Here is an 18,546-nt window from a genome sequence, read left to right as displayed (position 1 = left end):
CGATTGCGTCGGATTCGGCCCGACCTCTTACGCCAAACGGGTACGCAAAGCACGCTCCAAGGTGTCAAATAAGGCACTTTCGTCCGGCTTCGCGGCCACCAGAACCTGCGACGCACCGGCATCACGCAGCACGCTGGCGACCGTCTCGGACAGGCAGCATTGCGGTATAGCCAGCGCCGAGATTTCGACGCCTTCGTCCCGCGCTGCATCCAGGAAGGCCCGCGCGCTGCGCCTTGAATAATGCAGCACCGCCTCGATCCCATGCGCGGCGAAGCCCTCGCAGACATCGCGCGGGAGAATCTTGACCGGCGCCATGCGATAGGTGGTCTGCGTAACCACGTTGAATCCCTCGGCGCCGAGTTCGCCGCCGAGATCGCGCGACAGATCCGCGCCGGCGAGATAAAGCAGCGTGCTTTTCTTCTTCAGCACCTTGTCGCGCGCGCTTTGAACGACCCTGTCGCGCAGGGCTGCGGAATCGCCGCCAGCGATGATCACCTCGGCAAAGCCGGCGTCTCGCGCGGCAGTCGCGGTGTGCTCGCCGACCGCGAACAGCGGCAGCTCCAACAGGCCGAGATCCTGCAATTGCGGCGCGACGGCACGGATCGCATTGGCCGATGTGACGATGATGGCGCTATAGTTCGCCTCGCTCTCGTCGTGGAACGCGACCGGCTCGAACTTGAGCACCGGCGCGAGCAGCACCACATGACCCCGCGCACGCAAATTGTCCGCCGTCGCCTCATTGTCGGGATGCGGCCGTGTGACAAGAATGGACATCGCTTGTGTTCCCGAACCGCGTGACGGTGACGCATTCGCGAGGACGGCTGCGCGTGACGATTGCGCAGGCCGACCCCGGAATGCTACCGGACGTACCAGAACTCTGCTTTCCGGATGAGCGCAAGGGCGCAAATTGGATAACAATTCGCCAATGCTGGTATTGGGCATCGAAACCACCTGCGACGAGACCGCCGCGGCCGTGATCGAGCGCGCGCCTGACGGCAGCGGCAAGATCTTGTCCAACATCGTGCGGTCGCAGGTCGAGGAGCACGCCCGTTTTGGCGGCGTGGTACCGGAGATTGCCGCCCGCGCACATGTCGACCTGCTCGACGGCATCATCGACCACGCCATGCGCGAGGCCGGCATCGGCTTCGCCCAGCTCAATGGCGTCGCGGCGGCTGCGGGACCGGGCCTGATCGGCGGTGTCATCGTCGGGCTCACCACCGCGAAGGCGATCGCGTTGGTGCACGACACGCCGCTGGTCGCGGTGAACCATCTGGAGGCACATGCGCTGACGCCGCGCCTCACCGACGGAATCGAATTTCCGTATTGCCTGTTCCTCGCCTCCGGCGGCCATACCCAGATCGTCGCGGTCACCGGCGTCGGCCAATATGTGCGGCTCGGCACCACGGTCGACGACGCCATCGGCGAAGCCTTCGACAAGGTCGCGAAGATGCTGGGCCTGCCCTATCCCGGCGGCCCGCAGGTCGAGCGCGCGGCAGCAAGCGGCGATGCCGCGCGCTTTGCCTTTCCGCGGCCGATGCAGGGCAGGCCAGATGCCAACTTCTCGCTGTCGGGATTGAAGACCGCGGTGCGCAACGAAGCGAGCCGCATCGCCGAGATCACGCCGCAGGACATCAGCGATCTCTGTGCAAGCTTCCAGGCGGCCGTGCTGGATTCGACGGCGGACCGGCTGAGTGTCGGCTTGAGACTTTTCCACGAGCGGTTCGGCGCACCGCGTGCGCTCGTGGCCGCCGGCGGCGTCGCCGCCAACCAGGCGATCCGCGGCGCCCTGCATGACGTCGCGCGGCAGGCCAAGACGCAACTGATCATGCCGCCGCCCGCGCTCTGCACCGACAACGGCGCGATGATCGCCTGGGCCGGCGCCGAACGGCTCGCGCTCGGCCTGACCGACACGATGGAAGCACAGCCCCGCGCCCGCTGGCTGCTCGATGCCAATGCGACGGCGCCGGCCGGCTACGGCAACACGCGCGCGGGATTCTAATGCACACGCGTTGCCACGAGCTCTCTTTCACCTCGCCCCGCTTGCGGGGAGAGGTCGGATTGCATCGGAGATGCAATCCGGGTGAGGGGGACTCTCCGCGAGTCTCTCTCTCACCGTCCGTGCGGAGACTCCCCCTCACCCCGACCCTCTCCCCGCAAGCGGGGCGAGGGAGTAGAGGGATCGAGCCATGACCGCGTTTCACTCCGTTGCGGTGATCGGAGCAGGCGCCTGGGGCACGGCGCTGGCAATGGTGGCCGCGCGGGCCGGGCGGAGCGTCACGCTCTGGGCGCGCAATGCCGAGCATGCGACGCGCATCGCTTCGACCCGCGACAATCCACGGCTGCCCGGCGTGCGGCTTGCTCCTGAGATTGTCGTGACGAGCGAGCTGGCGCTCGCCGCGCGCGCGGACATGCTGCTGATCGCAACGCCGGCGCAGCATCTGCGCGGCGCCGTCAACATGCTGGCCTCGCATCTGACGACGCAGACGCCTGTCGTCGCCTGCGCCAAGGGCATCGAGCACGGCACCCACAAATTCATGACCGAGGTGATCGCTGAAACCGCGCTGCACGCGCAGCCGGCGATCCTGTCGGGCCCGAGCTTTGCCGACGACGTCGCGCGCGGCCTGCCGACGGCGGTGACGCTGGCGGCGAAGGAGGAAGAGCTGGCCAGCAGCCTGGTGCAGGCGTTGGGCTCGCCGACGTTCCGGCCCTATCACTCCACCGACGTCCGCGGCGTCGAGATCGGCGGCGCCGCCAAGAACGTGCTGGCGATCGCCGCCGGCATCGTGGTCGGCCGCAACCTCGGGGCCTCCGCGCTCGCCGCGCTGACCACGCGCGGCTTCAGCGAGCTGGCACGGCTCGGCCGCGCTTGCGGCGCGCGCACGGAAACGCTCTCGGGCCTCTCCGGCCTCGGCGATCTGCTCCTGAGCTGTTCGACCGCGCAATCGCGCAATTTTGCGCTCGGCATTGCGCTCGGCCGCGGCGAGGCGGCGCCGGCGGGCAAGCTTGCGGAAGGCGCATTCACTGCGCCGGTGCTGGTCGAGCTCGCGGCCGCACGGAACGTCGACATGCCGGTCTCGCAAGCGGTCGCGGCCATCCTCGACGACAAATTGACGATCGACGCAGCGATCGAAGGGCTGCTGACGCGGCCGTTCAAGGCCGAGGAATGACATCTTCCGTCATGCCGCGCTTGTCGCGGGCATCCACGTCTTGATATTGAACACGGAAGCAGAGACGTGAATGGCCGGGAAAGCCCGGCCATGACGAACGGATAGGGCGCGCGATGAACTACTGGCTGGTGAAATCCGAACCGTCGGTGTGGTCCTGGGACCAGCAGGTGGCGAAGGGCGCCAAGGGCGAAGCCTGGACGGGGGTGCGCAATTACACCGCGCGCCAGAACCTCGTGAACATGAAGAAGGGCGACAAGGCGTTCTTCTATCATTCCAACGAGGGCAAGGAGATCGTCGGCATCGCGGAAATTATCAAGGAGGCCTATCCCGATCCGACCGACAAGACCGAAAAATTCGTCTGCGTCGATATCAAGGCCGACAAGCCGCTGAAGACGCCGGTGACGATGGCCGCGGTCAAGGCCGAAAAGAAGCTCGCCGACATGGCGCTGGTGAAATATTCGCGCCTGTCGGTGCAGCCGGTGACGGCGGAGGAATGGAAGCTCGTCTGCAAGATGGGCGGGATTTAGTCGAAGCTGCCGTAGCCCGGATGAGCGCAGCGACATCCGGGTCCCGCATATCGCTATGCTCATGCGGGCTACGCTATCCGACTCAAGTCTCCGGCAGCGCGAAGACCTCGCATGGCGCGGCGATCCCGCGCAGCGGATGCGGTCCGAGCGCAACGAGAGGCATGTCCGTCTCCGCGGCGAGCGCGCCCGACACCAGCACGGTCTCGCGAAGCGGCTTGCACAATCCCTCGAGCCGGCTGGCGAGATTGACGGCGGGACCGATCGCCGTGAAATCGAGCCGGTTGGCGGCGCCGATATTGCCCCACAGCATCTCGCCGAGATGGAGCGCCGCGCCGAACGACAGCGGCGGCAGACCCTGGTTGCGGCGCTCATTGTTGAGATGAGCCATCCCGGCCCTGGCCGCGCCTGCGGCGCGCAAGGCCGCATCGCACGCGCGGCGCGGTGATGCCTCGACCACCGGAAAGATCGCGAGCACGCCGTCGCCGATGAATTTCAGCACCTCGCCGCCGAAGGCGTGAACGGCACCGGCGATGCGGTCGAACCAGGCGTCGAGCGCCGCGATGACCTGGGCCGGCGGTGTGGTTTCCGAGAGGATCGTGAAGTTGCGCAAATCGGCATAGAGCAGCGCGGCCTGAATGGTTTCGCCGAGATCGCGCCGCAGCGGTGCCGCCAGCACCCGCGCCGCGCTGCGCTTGCCAAGATAGGCATCCAGCGTCGCCCGCAACGTGGCGCGCGCAGCGAGCACGGCAAGGGGCGTCGCGGCAAAACGCGCGGCCTGGCGCAGTTGCTCGATTTCATCCGCGGTGAACGGACGCGGGCCGATCCAGCCGAGCAACGGCCCATCGGACCGTCCGACGACATCCTCGTGCACCTCGCCGTCCGCGATGCCGCGGAGCCAGCGGCGACCGGCATCGTTGGGCGGGTCGGGCGCCAATCCGCCTGGTGCAAAGCCGAGCGCTTCGATCACCGTGCCGTTCTCGGCTCGCCACAGCCAGGTCCGCTTCGCGATCAGCGGGTGTGGAACCTCCAGCGTCAGGGCGCCGGCCGCAAGCGGCACGCCGTCGGCAACCAGATGCGCGCCGAGTTCCGCAAGCAGGCGGTCGGCTCCGGGACTATCTGAGGCGGCATCAACGAGCCAGGCGAGGGTCGGAGCGAGATGCATGGCCCGATCATGGCGAAGGCAGGCCGTCTTTGTCACGAGGCAATCCTTGACGGGCCGCTCGGCCGCCGCCATGTCCCAATGTCAGCCCAGGGATGATCGCCAATGACCGAACCGTTCATAGTGCGACGCGAGACCCAGATCGCAGCCCCACGTGCGACCGTCTTCGCCTATTTGACCGATCCCGAGAAGATTTTGAGCTGGATGGGCTCCGACGCGACCACGGAGCCGCATCCCGGCGGGCTCTATCTGCTCAAGGGCGTCGGCCCGCGCGGCGGCGTCGCCCGCGGCGCCTTCCGCGAGGTCGTGCCGGTGCATCGTCTGGCCTACACATTTGGCTGGGAGGGCGGCCAGGAGGTGCCGCCCGGCTCGAGCCTGATCGAGATCGACCTGATCGAGCGCGATGGCGGCACGCTGCTGCGCATGACCCATAGCGGGCTGCCGACCGAGGAACAGGCCGCCGCACACGCCAAGGGCTGGGCGCACTATCTGGAACGGCTCACGGCCGCAGCCGCGGGCAACGATCCCGGTCCCGACAAGGGTGTTTCAGACAAGGCGTAGCGAGGAGCGGCTTAAACCGCCGCGGTCGCAACCACCTGCGCCAGAAGCTGCTCGCGCCTCGCCTGCGAGCGCTGGCCCTTCATGGTCGCAGCGAAACGCTCGAGGATGCCGTCCTCGAAGGCGGTGACGATGGTGTCGTGGACGTAGCTCTTGCGGCAGATCGCCGGCGTGTTGGAGAGCTTGTCCGCCGCGGCGCGGATCGCGTCCAGCACCTGCTTCTTGCGGCCGCGCTGGCTGGTCGCCGGCGTGATCCGCGACAAGGATTCGACGACGACGGCGGAGGCCATCAGCGTGCGAAAATCCTTCAGCGAGATCTTGATGCCGGCGATCTCGCGCAAGAACGCGTTCACCTGCGTGGTGTTGACCGCGCGCACGGTACCGTAAGCATCGCGATACTGGAACATGCGCTTGCCGGGAACCCCGCGCAGGATGCCGATGGCGCGCACCAGCTTGGCCGCGTCGCATTCCTTGCGCACTGCCTTGCCGCCCTTCGCCTTGAAGGTCAGCACGAAGCAATCGTCTTCCAGCGTCACGTTCGACTTCAGCAGCGTGGTCGCGCCGCGGGTGCCGTTGAGGCGGGCATAGGATTCGTTGCCGGGACGGATCGCGGTGCGCGCGATCAATTCGATCACGGCCGAGAGCGCGAACTCGCGCGTCGGCTCGTCGCCCGACAGGAACGCCGAGACCTTGCGGCGGATCTTTGGCAGCGCGCCGACGAGCTTCTCCAGGCGATGCGCCTTGCGGTGCTCGCGGACCTTCTCCCAGTCGGCGTGATAGCGATATTGCAGCCGGCCCGCGGCATCGCGTCCCACGGCCTGGAGATGCGTGCTCGGATCGGCCGAGTAGCGCACCTCGCGATAGGCCGGCGGCACCGCCATGGCGTGCAGCCGGCGGATGGTGCGGGCGTCGCGGATATGCGCGCCGTTGGGGCGGACGAAGGAATAGCCCTTGCCGCGCTTGATCCGGCGGATGGTCAGCTCGTTCTGGTCGCCGAGCCGCAGGCCGAGCTCCCTGGCGAGCGCCTCGACCGTCGCCGCGGGCGCCGTGTCGAAGACTTTCTTCGGGCTGAGACGCCCCGAAACGGCCGGTTTCGGCCATTGTCCGAGGGCTTTGGCCAGCGCAACAGCGGCAGGATCGGCTGAAGCGGGCCGCATCGTCCCGAGATTCTGCTGATCCATCATAGTGTTACGCCTTAACCCTGCCTGTTATCGGTCAATGCCGCTGTTCTGATTTTTGTTCCAAGGGGTCTCTTTGGACCCGGGTTGGCCATTTAGGGTGTTCCGAACCGTATTGCGAGTCCCGAATCAGTGAGAGGCGGTTTCCAAATACCTCCGAGCGCTGCATGGGGCTCTGCGTGGGTCCGTTCCGGAGATTTCGGTAAAGAGCCGAAAGGCGCCTCCCGGCCTGTTTCAGATTTGCGACAGCCGGCCCGCGCACCTTGATCCTCCGCATGGCCGGTCGCTCGCCGAAGGTCCAGCTTGTGCACCTTGTCGGGGCCGGTTAGCCCGACGCATAATCGGTTCAACGATCAAGTCGGCTTGCCCGTCGCTTGTGCTCGGCTTGCCGCATGTGGAGGGAAAATATGTCCGAGAAGATTTACGACGTCCCGTCGGAGTGGGCAAAGCGCGCCTGGGTCGACCAGACCAAGTACAAGGAAATGTACGCCCGCTCGATCTCGGACCCGAACGGTTTCTGGGCCGAACAGGCCAAGCGCCTCGACTGGATGAAGGTGCCGACGAAAATCGAGAACGTCTCGTTCGCGCCCGGCAACATCTCGATCAAATGGTTCGAGGACGGCGTCCTCAACGTCGCCCATAACTGCATCGACCGTCATCTGCACAAGCGCGCCAACCAGACCGCGATCATCTGGGAAGGCGACGATCCCTCGCAGTCCAAACACATCACCTACAAGGAGTTGCACGACGAGGTCTGCCGGATGGCCAACATCCTGCGCACCCGCAACGTCAAGAAGGGCGATCGCGTCACCATCTACCTGCCGATGATCCCGGAAGCGGCCTATGCGATGCTGGCCTGCGCGCGGATCGGCGCGATCCACTCCGTGGTGTTCGCGGGCTTCTCGCCCGACAGCCTCGCCCAGCGCATCAACGACTGCCAATCCAAGGTGATCATCACCGCGGACGAAGGCCTGCGCGGCGGCAAGAAAGTGCCGCTGAAGGCCAATGTCGACGCTGCGCTCGCCAAGGCCGACGGCGTCGACTGGGTCGTCGTGGTCAAGCGCACCGGCGGCAAGATCGACATGAACCCGACCCGCGACCTCTGGTATCACGACGCCGCAGCGATGGTGACGACGGAGTGCCCGGCCGAGCATATGCACGCCGAGGATCCACTGTTCATTCTCTATACGTCGGGCTCGACCGGCCAGCCCAAGGGCGTGCTGCACACCAGCGCGGGCTATCTCGTCTACGCGGCGATGACGCATCAATACGTCTTCGACTATCACGACGGCGACGTCTACTGGTGCACCGCCGACGTCGGTTGGGTTACCGGCCACAGCTACATTCTCTACGGGCCGCTCGCCAACGGCGCGACCACGCTGATGTTCGAAGGCGTGCCGAACTATCCGGACAATTCCCGCTTCTGGAATGTGATCGACAAGCACAAGGTCAACACCTTCTATACCGCGCCGACCGCGATCCGCGCGCTGATGCAGGGTGGCGACGCGCCGGTGACGAAGACGTCGCGCGCCTCGCTCCGCCTGCTCGGCTCTGTCGGCGAGCCCATCAATCCCGAGGCCTGGGAGTGGTATCACCGCGTCGTCGGCGAGGACCGCTGCCCGATCGTCGATACCTGGTGGCAGACCGAGACCGGCGGCATCCTGATCACGCCGCTGCCGGGCGCGACCAAACTCAAGCCTGGCTCGGCAACGCTGCCGTTCTTCGGCGTGGCGCCGGAAATCGTCGATGCCGATGGCAAGGTGCTGGACGGCGAGACATCAGGCAATCTGTGCCTGACGCGGGCATGGCCGGGCATGATGCGCACGGTCTATGGCGACCACGCCCGGTTCGAGCAGACCTATTTCTCGACCTACAAGGGCAAGTACTTCACCGGCGACGGCTGCCGGCGCGACGCCGACGGCTATTACTGGATCACCGGCCGCGTCGACGACGTCATCAACGTCTCCGGCCACCGCATGGGCACCGCGGAGGTCGAGAGCGCGCTGGTTGCGCATGAGAAGGTGTCCGAAGCTGCCGTGGTCGGCTTCCCGCACGACATCAAGGGCCAGGGCATCTACGCCTATGTCACCCTGATGGCCGGCGTCCAGCCGTCCGAGGATCTGCGCAAGGAGCTCGTGACCTGGGTGCGCAAGGAGATCGGCCCGATCGCCTCGCCCGACCAGATCCAGTTCGCGCCGGGCCTGCCCAAGACCCGCTCGGGCAAGATCATGCGCCGCATCCTGCGCAAGATCGCCGAGGACGAGCCGGGCAGCCTGGGCGACACCTCGACCCTGGCCGATCCCGCCGTGGTCGACGACCTCGTCAAGAATCGGCAGAACAAGAAGTCGGCGTAAGCCAAGGCCTCGTGCCCCGGACGCTGCGCAGCGCACACTTCGCGGTGCGCTGCTGAGCCGGGGCCCATCCAGCGGCGTACCGTGTGGCCTCTTGGGTCCCGGCTCTGCGCAGCAGCGCCAAGGCGCTGCAGCGCGTCCGGGACACGGAGACAATCTGCCCCCCGAAAGAACAGCCGTTCATACCCTCACGCTCTTGTCAGGGCGCGTGCCGGCATGGCCGCATGTTTCCCGCCAAGTGTTGTTTTCAGGTCATTTACTTTATTTTGAACATTTCCTTTGTTCCCCTGCTGGCTGGCCCTCGGCGGCCGCGCGTGGAAACCATCCGGTTAACGGGCGCGGTTAATACTGTGTGGGCGAGCGGGCAATTGCCGGGTTTGCGTAGATTTGGACGACCCGTTCGGGGCAACGGAAGGGAAGCATCGATGTCGATGAGGATTGCGGTGGCGTTGGCCGCCACCATCGGGGCAGGGATCTTGATGTCAACGGCGGCGGAGGCGCGGCCGGAAATGGTGGGAGCGCACCTGGCCGACTATTCGCCGGGCACCATCGTGGTCAAGACCAACGAGCGGCGGCTCTATCTCATTCTCGATAACGGCCACGCCGTGCGCTATCCGGTCGGCGTCGGCAAGTCCGGCAAGCAGTGGGCCGGCACGACCCGTATCGACGGCAAATATCGCAATCCGGCCTGGTCGCCGCCCGCCGAGGTGAAGCGCGACAAGCCGCAGCTTCCCGACGTCATTCCCGGCGGATCGCCGCGCAACCCGATGGGCGTTGCGGCGATGACGCTCGCCGGCGGTGAATATGCGATCCACGGCACCAACGTGCCGGGCTCGGTCGGCGGTTTCGTCTCCTATGGCTGTATCCGCATGCTCAACGACGACATCACCGATCTCTACGGCCGTGTCTCCGTCGGCACGACGGTGGTCGTGACGCGCTGATCGCCGGGATCGGAGAGAATTGAAAGAGCCGCGTCCTCGACGCGGCTTTTTTGTTACCAGAAGCGCCAGCTGCGCGCGCACCAGCCGTCGCGATGGCCGCCATTGTAACTGCGCGCATAACCACCCGCGAGCAGCACGGCCGAGACGTTGGCGGTGCGTTTGGTCGCAACGTCGGCGAGAACACGCCCGTACTTGTCGGGGCCGAGATTGGTGATCGTGACGCCACCCTGGCCGAGCAGATTGCGCAGCGCGTCCGTGGCGGCTTCCGCCTTGTCCAGTTCCTCCCGGCAGGACGCCTTCATCTCGGGCGCGTCGATGCCGCGCAGGCGAACGCGCACGACGAGATCGCGGCCATCGCGCTGATGCACGCGCGCGAGGAAGGTGTCGCCGTCAATGGTGCGAATGACGTCGACCGGCTCGCGACTGTCGGGATGGCCGGCCTGCTGGAGAACGATCTCGGCGTCGCGCGTGCGACCGTCGTCCGCATGCGGAACAGGCCAGTTCGTTCCGTGCCGGAAAAACAGCACGGCCACCACCGCGACGCCGACCACGAACATCCACGGCAACAGCCCCGAGAAGCGGCGGCCGAACGGTGAACCGCCGAACTGCGGCCGATAGGCATTGGGGCGATCGTGGAAGCGCATCAACTCACGCTAGGACTGAGTCGGGGAAACCGGCAAGGCACGATCGGCACCCGGGACTGATGGATGATCGCTTGATCGCCCGGATCGTTGCCCGATGGAGAATCGTACCCATGCGCGTCGCGCTGTTCCAAACGCTCTCCATCCGATACTTCCTGTAGTTGTACGGAGTTTAACATTCACGCGTTGTTTAGTAATAGGGCGGCGTACTCGGTTTGCGTGTGGGGGAGCGGTAAGCATGGCATCGATCAAGGTTCGCATCGGTACAAAACTCGGATTGACTGCGAGTGCGGGGGTCCTTCTCGTCGGCGGCATGCTCGCCAACCAGCTCGTTCGCAACGAACAGATCGCGGAGCTGAGCCGGCTGGTGGTGATCAACACCGCGAACAAGGCCAACGCTCAGGACGCCGAACTCGCAGTGACCCGGGCACGCCTCGCCATAGCGGAAATCGGATCCGCATCCTCCGCCGACGGTCTCGCCAAACATCTCGAAACATTGCGTGGCTCCATCGCCGGTGCCACGACCGAAATCAACGCCGCATTGGATCGCTCCAGGCGCGCGGAAGCCAAAGAGCTCTGTCGCGAGGTGAAGATCCTGCTCGACGCCTCTCTGAAGGCCGGTAACGATCTCGGCGAGGCTCGTGGCACCGCCGTCGCCGAATTCGCCGCGGCAAGCCAGATCGAGGAGGCCTGGAACAAGGCGCTCGAGACACTGCTGGCGTCGCCCGCAATCGCCGCATCGCAGAACCGGCTCAACATCGAGGTCGAGTTGCGCGAAGCCGACGCCTTGTTCAAGGCGGTCAGCGCGGCCGACTGGCATTTCACGGCGACGGGCGACGCCGAGCAGAAGGACCGCATCGCCGGACGCGCTGACGCCATGATCCGCGTTCTGAAACAGGCCCGTCAGTCCGCCGGCGACAAGACTATCGCCGACGGCATCGACGCGCTCGCCGCGCTCGCCGGACGCTTCAAGGCGGCAACCGGCGCAGCCATGAAGGCGGAGGAAGCCAAGAGACGCATTTTCGACGAGCGCGTGCTTCCGGCCGCCAAGGAAATCACGACGCGCGTCGACAAGCTGGTCGCCGCCAACAACGAATTCATGGCTCTGCGGCAGAGCCAGCTCATGACCGCGCTGGAGCAGGCGACCCAGGTCAGCCTGGCCGTCGGCGTCCTCGTGATCCTGGTCCTGGCCGGCTCCGCGCTGTTTTCGGTGCTGAGCATCGCCCGGCCGATCCGTCGCATCGGCGATGTGCTGCTGCAACTCGCCGGCGGCAACAAGGCCGTCGAGATTCCCTACACCGCCCGCGGGGACGAAGTCGGCGACAACGCCCGTGCCGCCCGTACGTTCAGGGACAATTTGCTCCGCATCGAGCAGATGGAGGCCGAACAGAAGGATCAGGAGGCCGCAGCCGCTGCGCGGCGCAAGCAGGAGATGATCCGGCTGGCCGGTGCGTTCGAGGACGCGGTCGGCGGCATCATCAACTCGGTTTCGGTCGCCTCGCAGCAGCTCGAATCCGCCGCCGGCACGCTGTCGGGAACAGCGGAGGAGACCGAGCAGCTTTCCGGAATGGTGGCCGCGGCGTCCGAAGAAGCCTCCGCCAATGTCGGAGCCGTGGCGTCCGCCGCCGAGGAGATGAGCGCATCGGTCGTCGAGATCGGCCGTCAGGTCCATGATTCCAGCCGCATCGCCGGCGAGGCGGTGAAGCAGGCCGAGCGTACCGACGTCCGGATCAATGAATTGCTCAAGGCCGCGGGCCGGATCGGCGACGTCGTCAAGTTGATCACCGCAATCGCGGAGCAGACCAACCTGCTGGCCTTGAACGCCACCATCGAAGCGGCGCGCGCCGGCGAGTCGGGCCGCGGATTTGCCGTGGTGGCGAGCGAGGTCAAGGCGCTCGCAGCCCAGACCGCGCGGGCAACCGACGAGATCGGCGCACAGATCGCCGACATGCAGACGGCGACGGAAGACTCCGTCGGTGCCATCAAGGAGATCGGCACGACCATCTCCAGGATTTCGGACATCTCGACCACCATTGCCGCGACCATCGAGGAGCAGGGGGCTGCAACGGCCGAGATCGCACGCAATGTCAGCGAAGCGGCCAAGGGAACGGTCGAGGTCGCCGACAAGATCGCCCAGGTCAGTCACGGTGCCAGCGCCACCGGTTCGGCGTCGACGCAGGTGCTGGCATCCGCGCGCTCACTCTCGACCGAGAGTGGCCGCCTCAAGAACGAGGTTACGAAATTCCTCGATACGGTGCGGGCCGCCTGAGGCCCCGCGCCTCGTGCGGCCGACCTGAGGCCGGCCGCAATCCTTCTTTCTGACGCTTCGATTTTACCAACGGCTTTGGGAGGTCCCCACGCCGAGCGGCTGCTCGCGCCTGGGTCAGACAGGGAGTGGAGCGATGATCATCAGCATTGTCGGCGGCGGCGCGACAGGAATCACCATCTTGCGACACCTTGCGGAACTCGCCGCATCCGAGCGCTACAAGGGCGCGATCGGTGGGATCCAGCTGTTCGACAAGTCGGGCTTCGACGGCGGGATCGCCTACCGCACCCAAAGCGACCGCCATCTGCTCAACATGAAGGCCGCAAAAATGTCGATCCGCCCGGGCGACGCGGAGGAGTTTCTGCGCTGGGCCTGGGCTCGCGGCCTCGACTGTGGCCGCAACGACCATCTGCCGCGGATGGTCTACCGGGATTACCTGGACAGTGTTCGCATCAAGGCGATCGAGCAATGCCGCCACGCCGGCGTGCCGGTTCATGTCGAGCATGCCGAAGTGATCCGCATGCGATTCTCGACGGATCACAATGTCCTGCTGACGACGGACGGCAACATCACGCATATCTCGTCCGTGCTGATCCTCTGCACCGGCCACAATGCACCGGAGGATCATTATGGTCTTGCCAGCCACCCGAACTACATTCGCGATCCCTATGCCCAGTTCAGCTTCACGGACCGCAGCGACACCGAGATCGGCATCCTCGGGAGCGGGCTGAGCGCCGTCGACACCGCAACGGCGCTGGCCAAGACCCACCGCCACGTCAGGATGACCTGCTTCTCCAGAAGCGGCCTGTTCCCCACGGTCCAGCCGATCGCGATCCCTGCGATCACGGACGATTTCCGCGACGCCCTGCATCGCTATGTCGTCGGTCGCGAACGGGTCGGGGCGGACGCGTTTGCCTACCGGCTCTCGGACCTGCTGGTCGAGATCACCGGCCTCGACTGCGACCTGTCGTGCCGGGACGTCGCGAGCGACGCGCTGGCCGACCTCGAGCTCAACATCGCGCAGGCCGAAAGCAGCGAACCCAACGTCCATTGCTACCTCGCCAGCATCGCCAACGTGGTGTGCGACGCCTGGAGCCGGATGAACGACGTCGAAAAGGCGCGGTTCATGGAGGTCTACAATTCCGGCTGGCTGCGCAACCGCTCGGCCATGCCGCTGGAGAACGCGATTCGGATCCGTGACCTGATGCGGTCGGGGAGGCTGTCGACGCGCGCCCGCCTGCGCAATGTGACCGAGGTCGACGGCCGGTTTCGCGCGCATCTCGGCGACGGCGATCATCGCGACGTCGACTGCATCATCGACGCGACGGGGCCGTCCTACCGGCTCGACAGCAGCCCGCTCTACCAAGACATGCAGCGGCAGGGCCTCGTTGCGCTCGATGCGCTCGGCGGCATTCGCTGCGGATACGACGACAGCCGCGTCCACGACCGGCACGGCAATCCCTATCCGAACGTCTATGCGGTCGGCGGTCCCACCAAGGGCGCGCACTTCTTCGCCGGCGCCGTCGACATCAACATGCACCGCGCCGAAGCCGTGATCGAATCCATCCTCAACCCGAGAGAATCGCAGATGAGCAGCCTCAACACGTCCGTCGACGAAACCGACCGCCTCGCCGATCTCGTGCGCCGCGACCATCCCGCGCTCGACACGATGGCACTCGCACCGGACGGCAAGTACCAGACCAGGCCGGCGGCGCTCGACGAGCTGATGTGGGAGATGAAGGACTGCCTCGGCGAAGCATTCCGGAACTGGGCTCCCGAAGACTTCCCGACGCTCTACTGCGCGTGGGGGCGCTGCCGCGTGGGCTCGACCGCGCTCACCAATCTCTTCGGCGTCGCCGGCATGCCCTCCTACTTCCAGCCGGTGAAGGTCATCCTGCGCCATCGGCTGCTTGGAAATGCGGGCCAGCCCTGGGCCGTGCCGCAGGCATCGGAGCAGCCGCACATCTTCAGCAAGGAGATGGCCGGACCCTACGTGCTGGCCGAAAGCCTGTTCCTGCCGCTCCAACCGCTGATCGAGGCCGGCTGGCCGGCCGAGAAGCTTCACATGATCATGCTCGACCGCGATCCCGCGAGTTCTCTCGCATCGTGGCTCGAGAAATGGTCGGACCGCGTTCCCGAGGATCGCCTGATCCAGAACTACGTGATCTCCTCGCTGAACGCGCTTCGCGTCGAGAGCTATGCCACGCGGCACGGCGTGCCGGTAACGCACTACGTCTACGAAGCCAGCAAGGATGCAACGGGATCGGTGCGAAAGCTGTTCGACCGGCTCGGCCTCGGCACACGCTTCACCGAAGGCGCCGTCACCGACTGGAAGGAACGCGGACAGATCGAATCGAAGGGCTCGGGCGTCACCTTCCTCAGCGAGCCCAAGATCTACACCGTGGTCGGCCTGCATGGCCCGGACACCGCCTACCGTTATCGCAGCCGCAAGACGGCGTCGCTGACCGATGCCCAGCTCGAGGTGCTGGAGCGCTATCGCATTCACGACATGTACCGCGCCTCGGTCGATGCCTGCATCCGCGATCTCTCGCTCGATACCGATACCGCCGCGCGCCTGTTCGGCGATTGCCTGGGCACTGCCGCATGACCGGCCAGATCGCTCGAACGACGGCGACACGCGCCGCGCCCGACGAAGCGGCCCTGCGCCACAATGCCACCAGCCATCTCCAACGCCTCGAGGCGGAGAGCATCCATATCCTGCGGGAGACCGCGGCCGAGTTTCGCAAGCCGGTCATGCTCTATTCGATCGGCAAGGACTCCTCGGTGCTGCTGCATCTGGCGATGAAGGCATTTCATCCCGGCAAGCCGCCGTTCCCGCTGCTGCATGTCGATACGACATGGAAGTTCCGCGAGATGATCGCATTTCGCGACCGCCGGGCGCGCGAGCTCGGCCTCGATCTGATCGTCCATACCAACAATGACGGCCTGAGCCAGGGCATCGACCCGTTCAGCCACGGCTCGGCCCGCTACACCGACGTCATGAAGACGCAGGCCTTGCGGCAGGCACTGGACCTTCACGGCTTCGACGCCGCGATCGGAGGCGCACGGCGCGACGAGGAGAAGTCGCGCGCCAAGGAACGCATCTTCTCGCATCGGAGCGCGGCACATCGCTGGGATCCGAAGAACCAGCGGCCGGAATTGTGGAGCCTGTACAACACGCTGCTCGCGCCCGGCGAAAGCATGCGGGTGTTTCCGCTGTCGAACTGGACCGAGCTCGACATCTGGGACTACATCCTGGTCGAGAACATCCCGATCGTACCGCTCTATCTCGCTGCGCCGCGTCCGGTGGTGGAACGCGACGGCGCGTTGATCATGGTGGACGACGAGCGGATGCCGCTGCGCCCGGATGAAGCGCCCCGCATGCGCTCCGTCAGATTCCGCACCCTCGGCTGCTATCCCCTCACCGGCGCAACGACGTCGAGCGCGGCAACCCTGCCGGAGATCGTGCGGGAGATGACGGCCTCGCGCACCTCCGAACGGCAAGGACGCGTGATCGACCGGGACAGTCCCGCGTCGATGGAGCGCAAGAAGGCGGAAGGCTATTTCTGATGTCCTATCACGAGGCACCCACGATCGCTCCCTCCGATGCGCCGCGGCTGAACCGGGAGGATCGGCCGACGCTGCGGATCGTCACCTGCGGCAGCGTCGACGACGGCAAGAGCACGCTGGTCGGCCGGCTGCTCTACGATTCGAAGACGCTGCTCGACGACCAGCTCGACGCGCTCGCTTCCGAGAGCAAGACCGCCGGCACCACCGGCGGCGATCTCGATTTCGCGCTTCTGGTCGACGGCTTGCAGGCCGAGCGCGAGCAGGGCATCACGATCGACGTGGCCTACCGGTTCTTCGCCACGAAGCTGCGACGCTTCATCGTCGCCGACACGCCGGGGCATGCCCAATACACCCGCAACATGGCGACCGGCGCCTCCAACGCCGACCTCGCCGTGGTGCTGGTCGACGCGCGCAAGGGCGTCATCACGCAGACCCGGCGCCACAGCCACATCCTGTCGCTGCTCGGCATCCGCCACGTCGTGCTCGCCGTGAACAAGATGGATCTGATCGGATTCGACGGAGACCGCTTCGCGGCGATCACCGCCGAATATCTGACCATGGCCGGCCAACTCGGGATCTCCCAGGTCCAGTGCATCCCGGTCGTGGCGCCCGACGGCGACAATATCGTCGCTGCGAGCACGCGCATGTCCTGGTACACGGGGCCGACGGTGACGGCCTATCTGGAATCCGTGGACGTGGCCGGCAACGTCTCGCAGCGGCCGTTTCGGCTGCCCGTGCAATGGGTCAACCGGCCGCATGCGGATTTCCGCGGCTTCTGCGGACGGATCGCGAGCGGAACGATCGCGACCGGAGAGACCGTCGCCGTGCAGCCATCTGGCCTTCGCACCCGCGTTGCGCGCATTCTCACGCCCGGCGGCGAGCGCGATCGGGCTGCGGCGGGCGAATCGGTGACGCTCGCACTCACCGACGAGATCGACGTCAGCCGCGGCGACGTGCTGACGGCCGGCCCCGCGCCGCTCGTCTCGGATCAGCTGGCGGCCCATCTCGTCTGGTTCGATGACGAGGCCATGGCCGCGGGCCGGCGCTACGTGCTCAAATGCGGCACGGCCTCGACCGGCGCGGTGATCACGACGCTCAAGCACCGCATCGCCATCGACACCATGGCACAGGAAAGCGCCACCACGCTCGACGCCAACCAGATCGGCTACGTCCATCTCAATCTCGACCGCCCACTGGTCTTCGAGGCCTATCGCGACGACCGCGACATGGGCAGCTTCATTCTCGTCGATCCGATCAGCCATCGCACGGCCGCGGCGGGAATGATCGACCTTTCGCTGCGCCGCGCCACCAACATTCATTGGCAACACCTCGCAGTCGACAAATCGGTGCGGGCACGGCTGAAGCAGCAGCGGCCCTGCGTGCTCTGGTTCACCGGCCTGAGCGGCGCCGGCAAATCGACGATCGCCGATATCGTCGACCGGCGGCTTGCCGAACTCGGACGCCATGCCGCGTTGCTCGACGGCGACAATCTCCGCCACGGCATCAATCGCGACCTCGGCTTTTCCAGCGCAGAGAGGATGGAGAACGTCCGGCGCGTCGCGGAGATCGCGGCCCTGTTCGTCGACGCCGGCATGATCGCGCTGGTCGCGCTGATCTCACCGTTCCGCAGTGAGCGCGACATGGCGCGCCACCGCCTCGAGGCAGGCGAGTTCATCGAAATCCATGTCGCGACCCCGCTCGCCGAATGCGAGCGGCGCGATCCCAAGGGGCTCTATCGCAAGGCACGGGCGGGCGAGTTGCCGGCGTTCACCGGCATCGACCAGCCCTATGAGGCACCGCGATCGCCGGAGATCACCATCGACACGTCGGAACTGTCGACCGAGGCGGCCTGCGAGCGCATCATCCGCTACCTCCGGGAGCACCATTACCTCTAGCGGCCGGGATGAGCTTGCCCACATCGTCAGCCGATCCGGCTGACGGTTCAGAAGTCGGAAGCGATGCCCTTGCGCTCCCAATCTCCGTAGCGGGTCGGCTCGGGTCCCTTTGGCCCCTGCAGCTCCTTCGGCGTCGCCTTGGCGTCGTCCTTGGCTTGGACCGCCGCAGCCTGCCGGCGCGCTTCGGCCTCGGCCAGCGCGCGCTGGGCTGCCGGCGACAAAGGCTTGCGATCGGGAACGGGAGGCTGGTCACTCATCGCCGCGCTTTCTAGCGCAGAACGAGCCGCAACGCG

Annotated in this window: 15 protein-coding genes; 10 read left to right on the top strand and 5 right to left on the bottom strand. The window is 66.1% G+C overall.

Going from position 1 to position 18,546, the window contains the following annotated elements; genetic code table 11:
* Nucleotides 1-27: 27 nt before the first annotated feature.
* The gene (locus tag BM118_RS27930) at nt 28-774 is read right to left on the bottom strand and encodes a uroporphyrinogen-III synthase (RefSeq protein WP_092189359.1); all 747 of its coding nucleotides are present in this window, start codon (nt 772-774) and stop codon (nt 28-30) included.
* A 151-nt stretch (nt 775-925) separates the two neighbouring features.
* Between BM118_RS27930 and tsaD the strand changes: the two genes are divergently transcribed.
* The 3 genes from tsaD (at nt 926) to BM118_RS27915 (ending at nt 3,694) form a co-directional block, all read left to right on the top strand.
* Nucleotides 926-1,999: a tRNA (adenosine(37)-N6)-threonylcarbamoyltransferase complex transferase subunit TsaD gene (gene tsaD, locus BM118_RS27925; protein ID WP_092189356.1), complete on the top strand. Its 1,074-nt coding sequence runs from the start codon at nt 926-928 to the stop codon at nt 1,997-1,999.
* Nucleotides 2,000-2,186: 187 nt separating this feature from the next.
* Nucleotides 2,187-3,167: an NAD(P)H-dependent glycerol-3-phosphate dehydrogenase gene (locus tag BM118_RS27920; RefSeq protein ID WP_092189354.1), complete on the top strand. Its 981-nt coding sequence runs from the start codon at nt 2,187-2,189 to the stop codon at nt 3,165-3,167.
* 113 nt (nt 3,168-3,280) lie between these two features.
* Nucleotides 3,281-3,694, top strand: a complete 414-nt coding sequence (locus BM118_RS27915; protein WP_092189352.1) for an EVE domain-containing protein — start codon at nt 3,281-3,283, stop codon at nt 3,692-3,694.
* Nucleotides 3,695-3,776: 82 nt separating this feature from the next.
* On the opposite strand, the gene BM118_RS27910 is transcribed toward BM118_RS27915, so the two are convergent.
* Nucleotides 3,777-4,856, bottom strand: coding sequence for an adenylate/guanylate cyclase domain-containing protein (locus BM118_RS27910; protein WP_177234756.1), 1,080 nt, complete (start codon nt 4,854-4,856; stop codon nt 3,777-3,779).
* Between the two features lie 102 nt (nt 4,857-4,958).
* On the opposite strand from BM118_RS27910, the gene BM118_RS27905 reads away from it, so the two are divergent.
* Nucleotides 4,959-5,414 carry an SRPBCC family protein gene (locus BM118_RS27905; RefSeq protein WP_092189350.1) on the top strand — a complete coding sequence of 152 codons (456 nt, stop codon included), beginning with the start codon at nt 4,959-4,961 and terminating at the stop codon, nt 5,412-5,414.
* Between the two features lie 11 nt (nt 5,415-5,425).
* On the opposite strand, the gene BM118_RS27900 is transcribed toward BM118_RS27905, so the two are convergent.
* Nucleotides 5,426-6,595: a DNA topoisomerase IB gene (locus tag BM118_RS27900; protein WP_092189348.1), complete on the bottom strand. Its 1,170-nt coding sequence runs from the start codon at nt 6,593-6,595 to the stop codon at nt 5,426-5,428.
* A gap of 401 nt (nt 6,596-6,996) precedes the next feature.
* Here BM118_RS27900 and acs point away from each other — a divergent pair, with 401 nt between their 5' ends.
* Nucleotides 6,997-8,943, top strand: coding sequence for an acetate--CoA ligase (gene acs / locus BM118_RS27895; protein ID WP_092189346.1), 1,947 nt, complete (start codon nt 6,997-6,999; stop codon nt 8,941-8,943).
* Nucleotides 8,944-9,365: 422 nt separating this feature from the next.
* The gene (locus BM118_RS27885; protein WP_092189342.1) at nt 9,366-9,881 is read left to right on the top strand and encodes a L,D-transpeptidase; all 516 of its coding nucleotides are present in this window, start codon (nt 9,366-9,368) and stop codon (nt 9,879-9,881) included.
* A gap of 53 nt (nt 9,882-9,934) precedes the next feature.
* Here the strand turns inward: BM118_RS27885 and BM118_RS27880 are convergent, their stop codons facing one another.
* Entirely contained in the window at nt 9,935-10,525 is a 591-nt protein-coding gene (locus tag BM118_RS27880; protein WP_092189340.1) for a thermonuclease family protein, read from the bottom strand.
* 235 nt (nt 10,526-10,760) lie between these two features.
* Here BM118_RS27880 and BM118_RS27875 point away from each other — a divergent pair, with 235 nt between their 5' ends.
* From BM118_RS27875 to cysN, 4 genes are all read left to right on the top strand, one after another.
* Nucleotides 10,761-12,791 (top strand): methyl-accepting chemotaxis protein, encoded by a 2,031-nt coding sequence (locus tag BM118_RS27875; protein ID WP_092189338.1) that lies wholly within the window; start codon nt 10,761-10,763, stop codon nt 12,789-12,791.
* Nucleotides 12,792-12,924: 133 nt separating this feature from the next.
* Entirely contained in the window at nt 12,925-15,396 is a 2,472-nt protein-coding gene (locus tag BM118_RS42680; protein ID WP_177234755.1) for an FAD/NAD(P)-binding protein, read from the top strand.
* A complete protein-coding gene (gene cysD, locus BM118_RS27860; protein ID WP_092189336.1) occupies nt 15,393-16,358 on the top strand; it encodes a sulfate adenylyltransferase subunit CysD in 966 nt (321 codons plus the stop codon). The genes BM118_RS42680 and cysD overlap by 4 nt, the downstream gene beginning before the upstream one ends.
* Nucleotides 16,358-18,253: a sulfate adenylyltransferase subunit CysN gene (gene cysN / locus BM118_RS27855; RefSeq protein ID WP_092189334.1), complete on the top strand. Its 1,896-nt coding sequence runs from the start codon at nt 16,358-16,360 to the stop codon at nt 18,251-18,253. The genes cysD and cysN overlap by 1 nt, the downstream gene beginning before the upstream one ends.
* A gap of 47 nt (nt 18,254-18,300) precedes the next feature.
* On the opposite strand, the gene BM118_RS27850 is transcribed toward cysN, so the two are convergent.
* A complete protein-coding gene (locus BM118_RS27850; protein ID WP_092189332.1) occupies nt 18,301-18,510 on the bottom strand; it encodes a DUF1674 domain-containing protein in 210 nt (69 codons plus the stop codon).
* Between the last annotated feature and the right edge of the window lie 36 nt (nt 18,511-18,546).

Source organism: Bradyrhizobium sp. cf659, assembly GCF_900113725.1.
Classification (GTDB): domain Bacteria; phylum Pseudomonadota; class Alphaproteobacteria; order Rhizobiales; family Xanthobacteraceae; genus Bradyrhizobium.
This window is presented reverse-complemented; position numbering and strand designations above follow the sequence as displayed.

Bases quoted from the DNA above. Each gene is read 5' to 3' on its own strand.
- BM118_RS27930 (WP_092189359.1), bottom strand. From the start codon at position 774: ATGTCCATTCTTGTCACACGGCCGCATCCCGACAATGAGGCGACGGCG.
- tsaD (WP_092189356.1), top strand. From the start codon at position 926: ATGCTGGTATTGGGCATCGAAACCACCTGCGACGAGACCGCCGCGGCC.
- BM118_RS27920 (WP_092189354.1), top strand. From the start codon at position 2,187: ATGACCGCGTTTCACTCCGTTGCGGTGATCGGAGCAGGCGCCTGGGGC.
- BM118_RS27915 (WP_092189352.1), top strand. From the start codon at position 3,281: ATGAACTACTGGCTGGTGAAATCCGAACCGTCGGTGTGGTCCTGGGAC.
- BM118_RS27910 (WP_177234756.1), bottom strand. From the start codon at position 4,856: ATGCATCTCGCTCCGACCCTCGCCTGGCTCGTTGATGCCGCCTCAGAT.
- BM118_RS27905 (WP_092189350.1), top strand. From the start codon at position 4,959: ATGACCGAACCGTTCATAGTGCGACGCGAGACCCAGATCGCAGCCCCA.
- BM118_RS27900 (WP_092189348.1), bottom strand. From the start codon at position 6,595: ATGATGGATCAGCAGAATCTCGGGACGATGCGGCCCGCTTCAGCCGAT.
- acs (WP_092189346.1), top strand. From the start codon at position 6,997: ATGTCCGAGAAGATTTACGACGTCCCGTCGGAGTGGGCAAAGCGCGCC.
- BM118_RS27885 (WP_092189342.1), top strand. From the start codon at position 9,366: ATGTCGATGAGGATTGCGGTGGCGTTGGCCGCCACCATCGGGGCAGGG.
- BM118_RS27880 (WP_092189340.1), bottom strand. From the start codon at position 10,525: ATGCGCTTCCACGATCGCCCCAATGCCTATCGGCCGCAGTTCGGCGGT.
- BM118_RS27875 (WP_092189338.1), top strand. From the start codon at position 10,761: ATGGCATCGATCAAGGTTCGCATCGGTACAAAACTCGGATTGACTGCG.
- BM118_RS42680 (WP_177234755.1), top strand. From the start codon at position 12,925: ATGATCATCAGCATTGTCGGCGGCGGCGCGACAGGAATCACCATCTTG.
- cysD (WP_092189336.1), top strand. From the start codon at position 15,393: ATGACCGGCCAGATCGCTCGAACGACGGCGACACGCGCCGCGCCCGAC.
- cysN (WP_092189334.1), top strand. From the start codon at position 16,358: ATGTCCTATCACGAGGCACCCACGATCGCTCCCTCCGATGCGCCGCGG.
- BM118_RS27850 (WP_092189332.1), bottom strand. From the start codon at position 18,510: ATGAGTGACCAGCCTCCCGTTCCCGATCGCAAGCCTTTGTCGCCGGCA.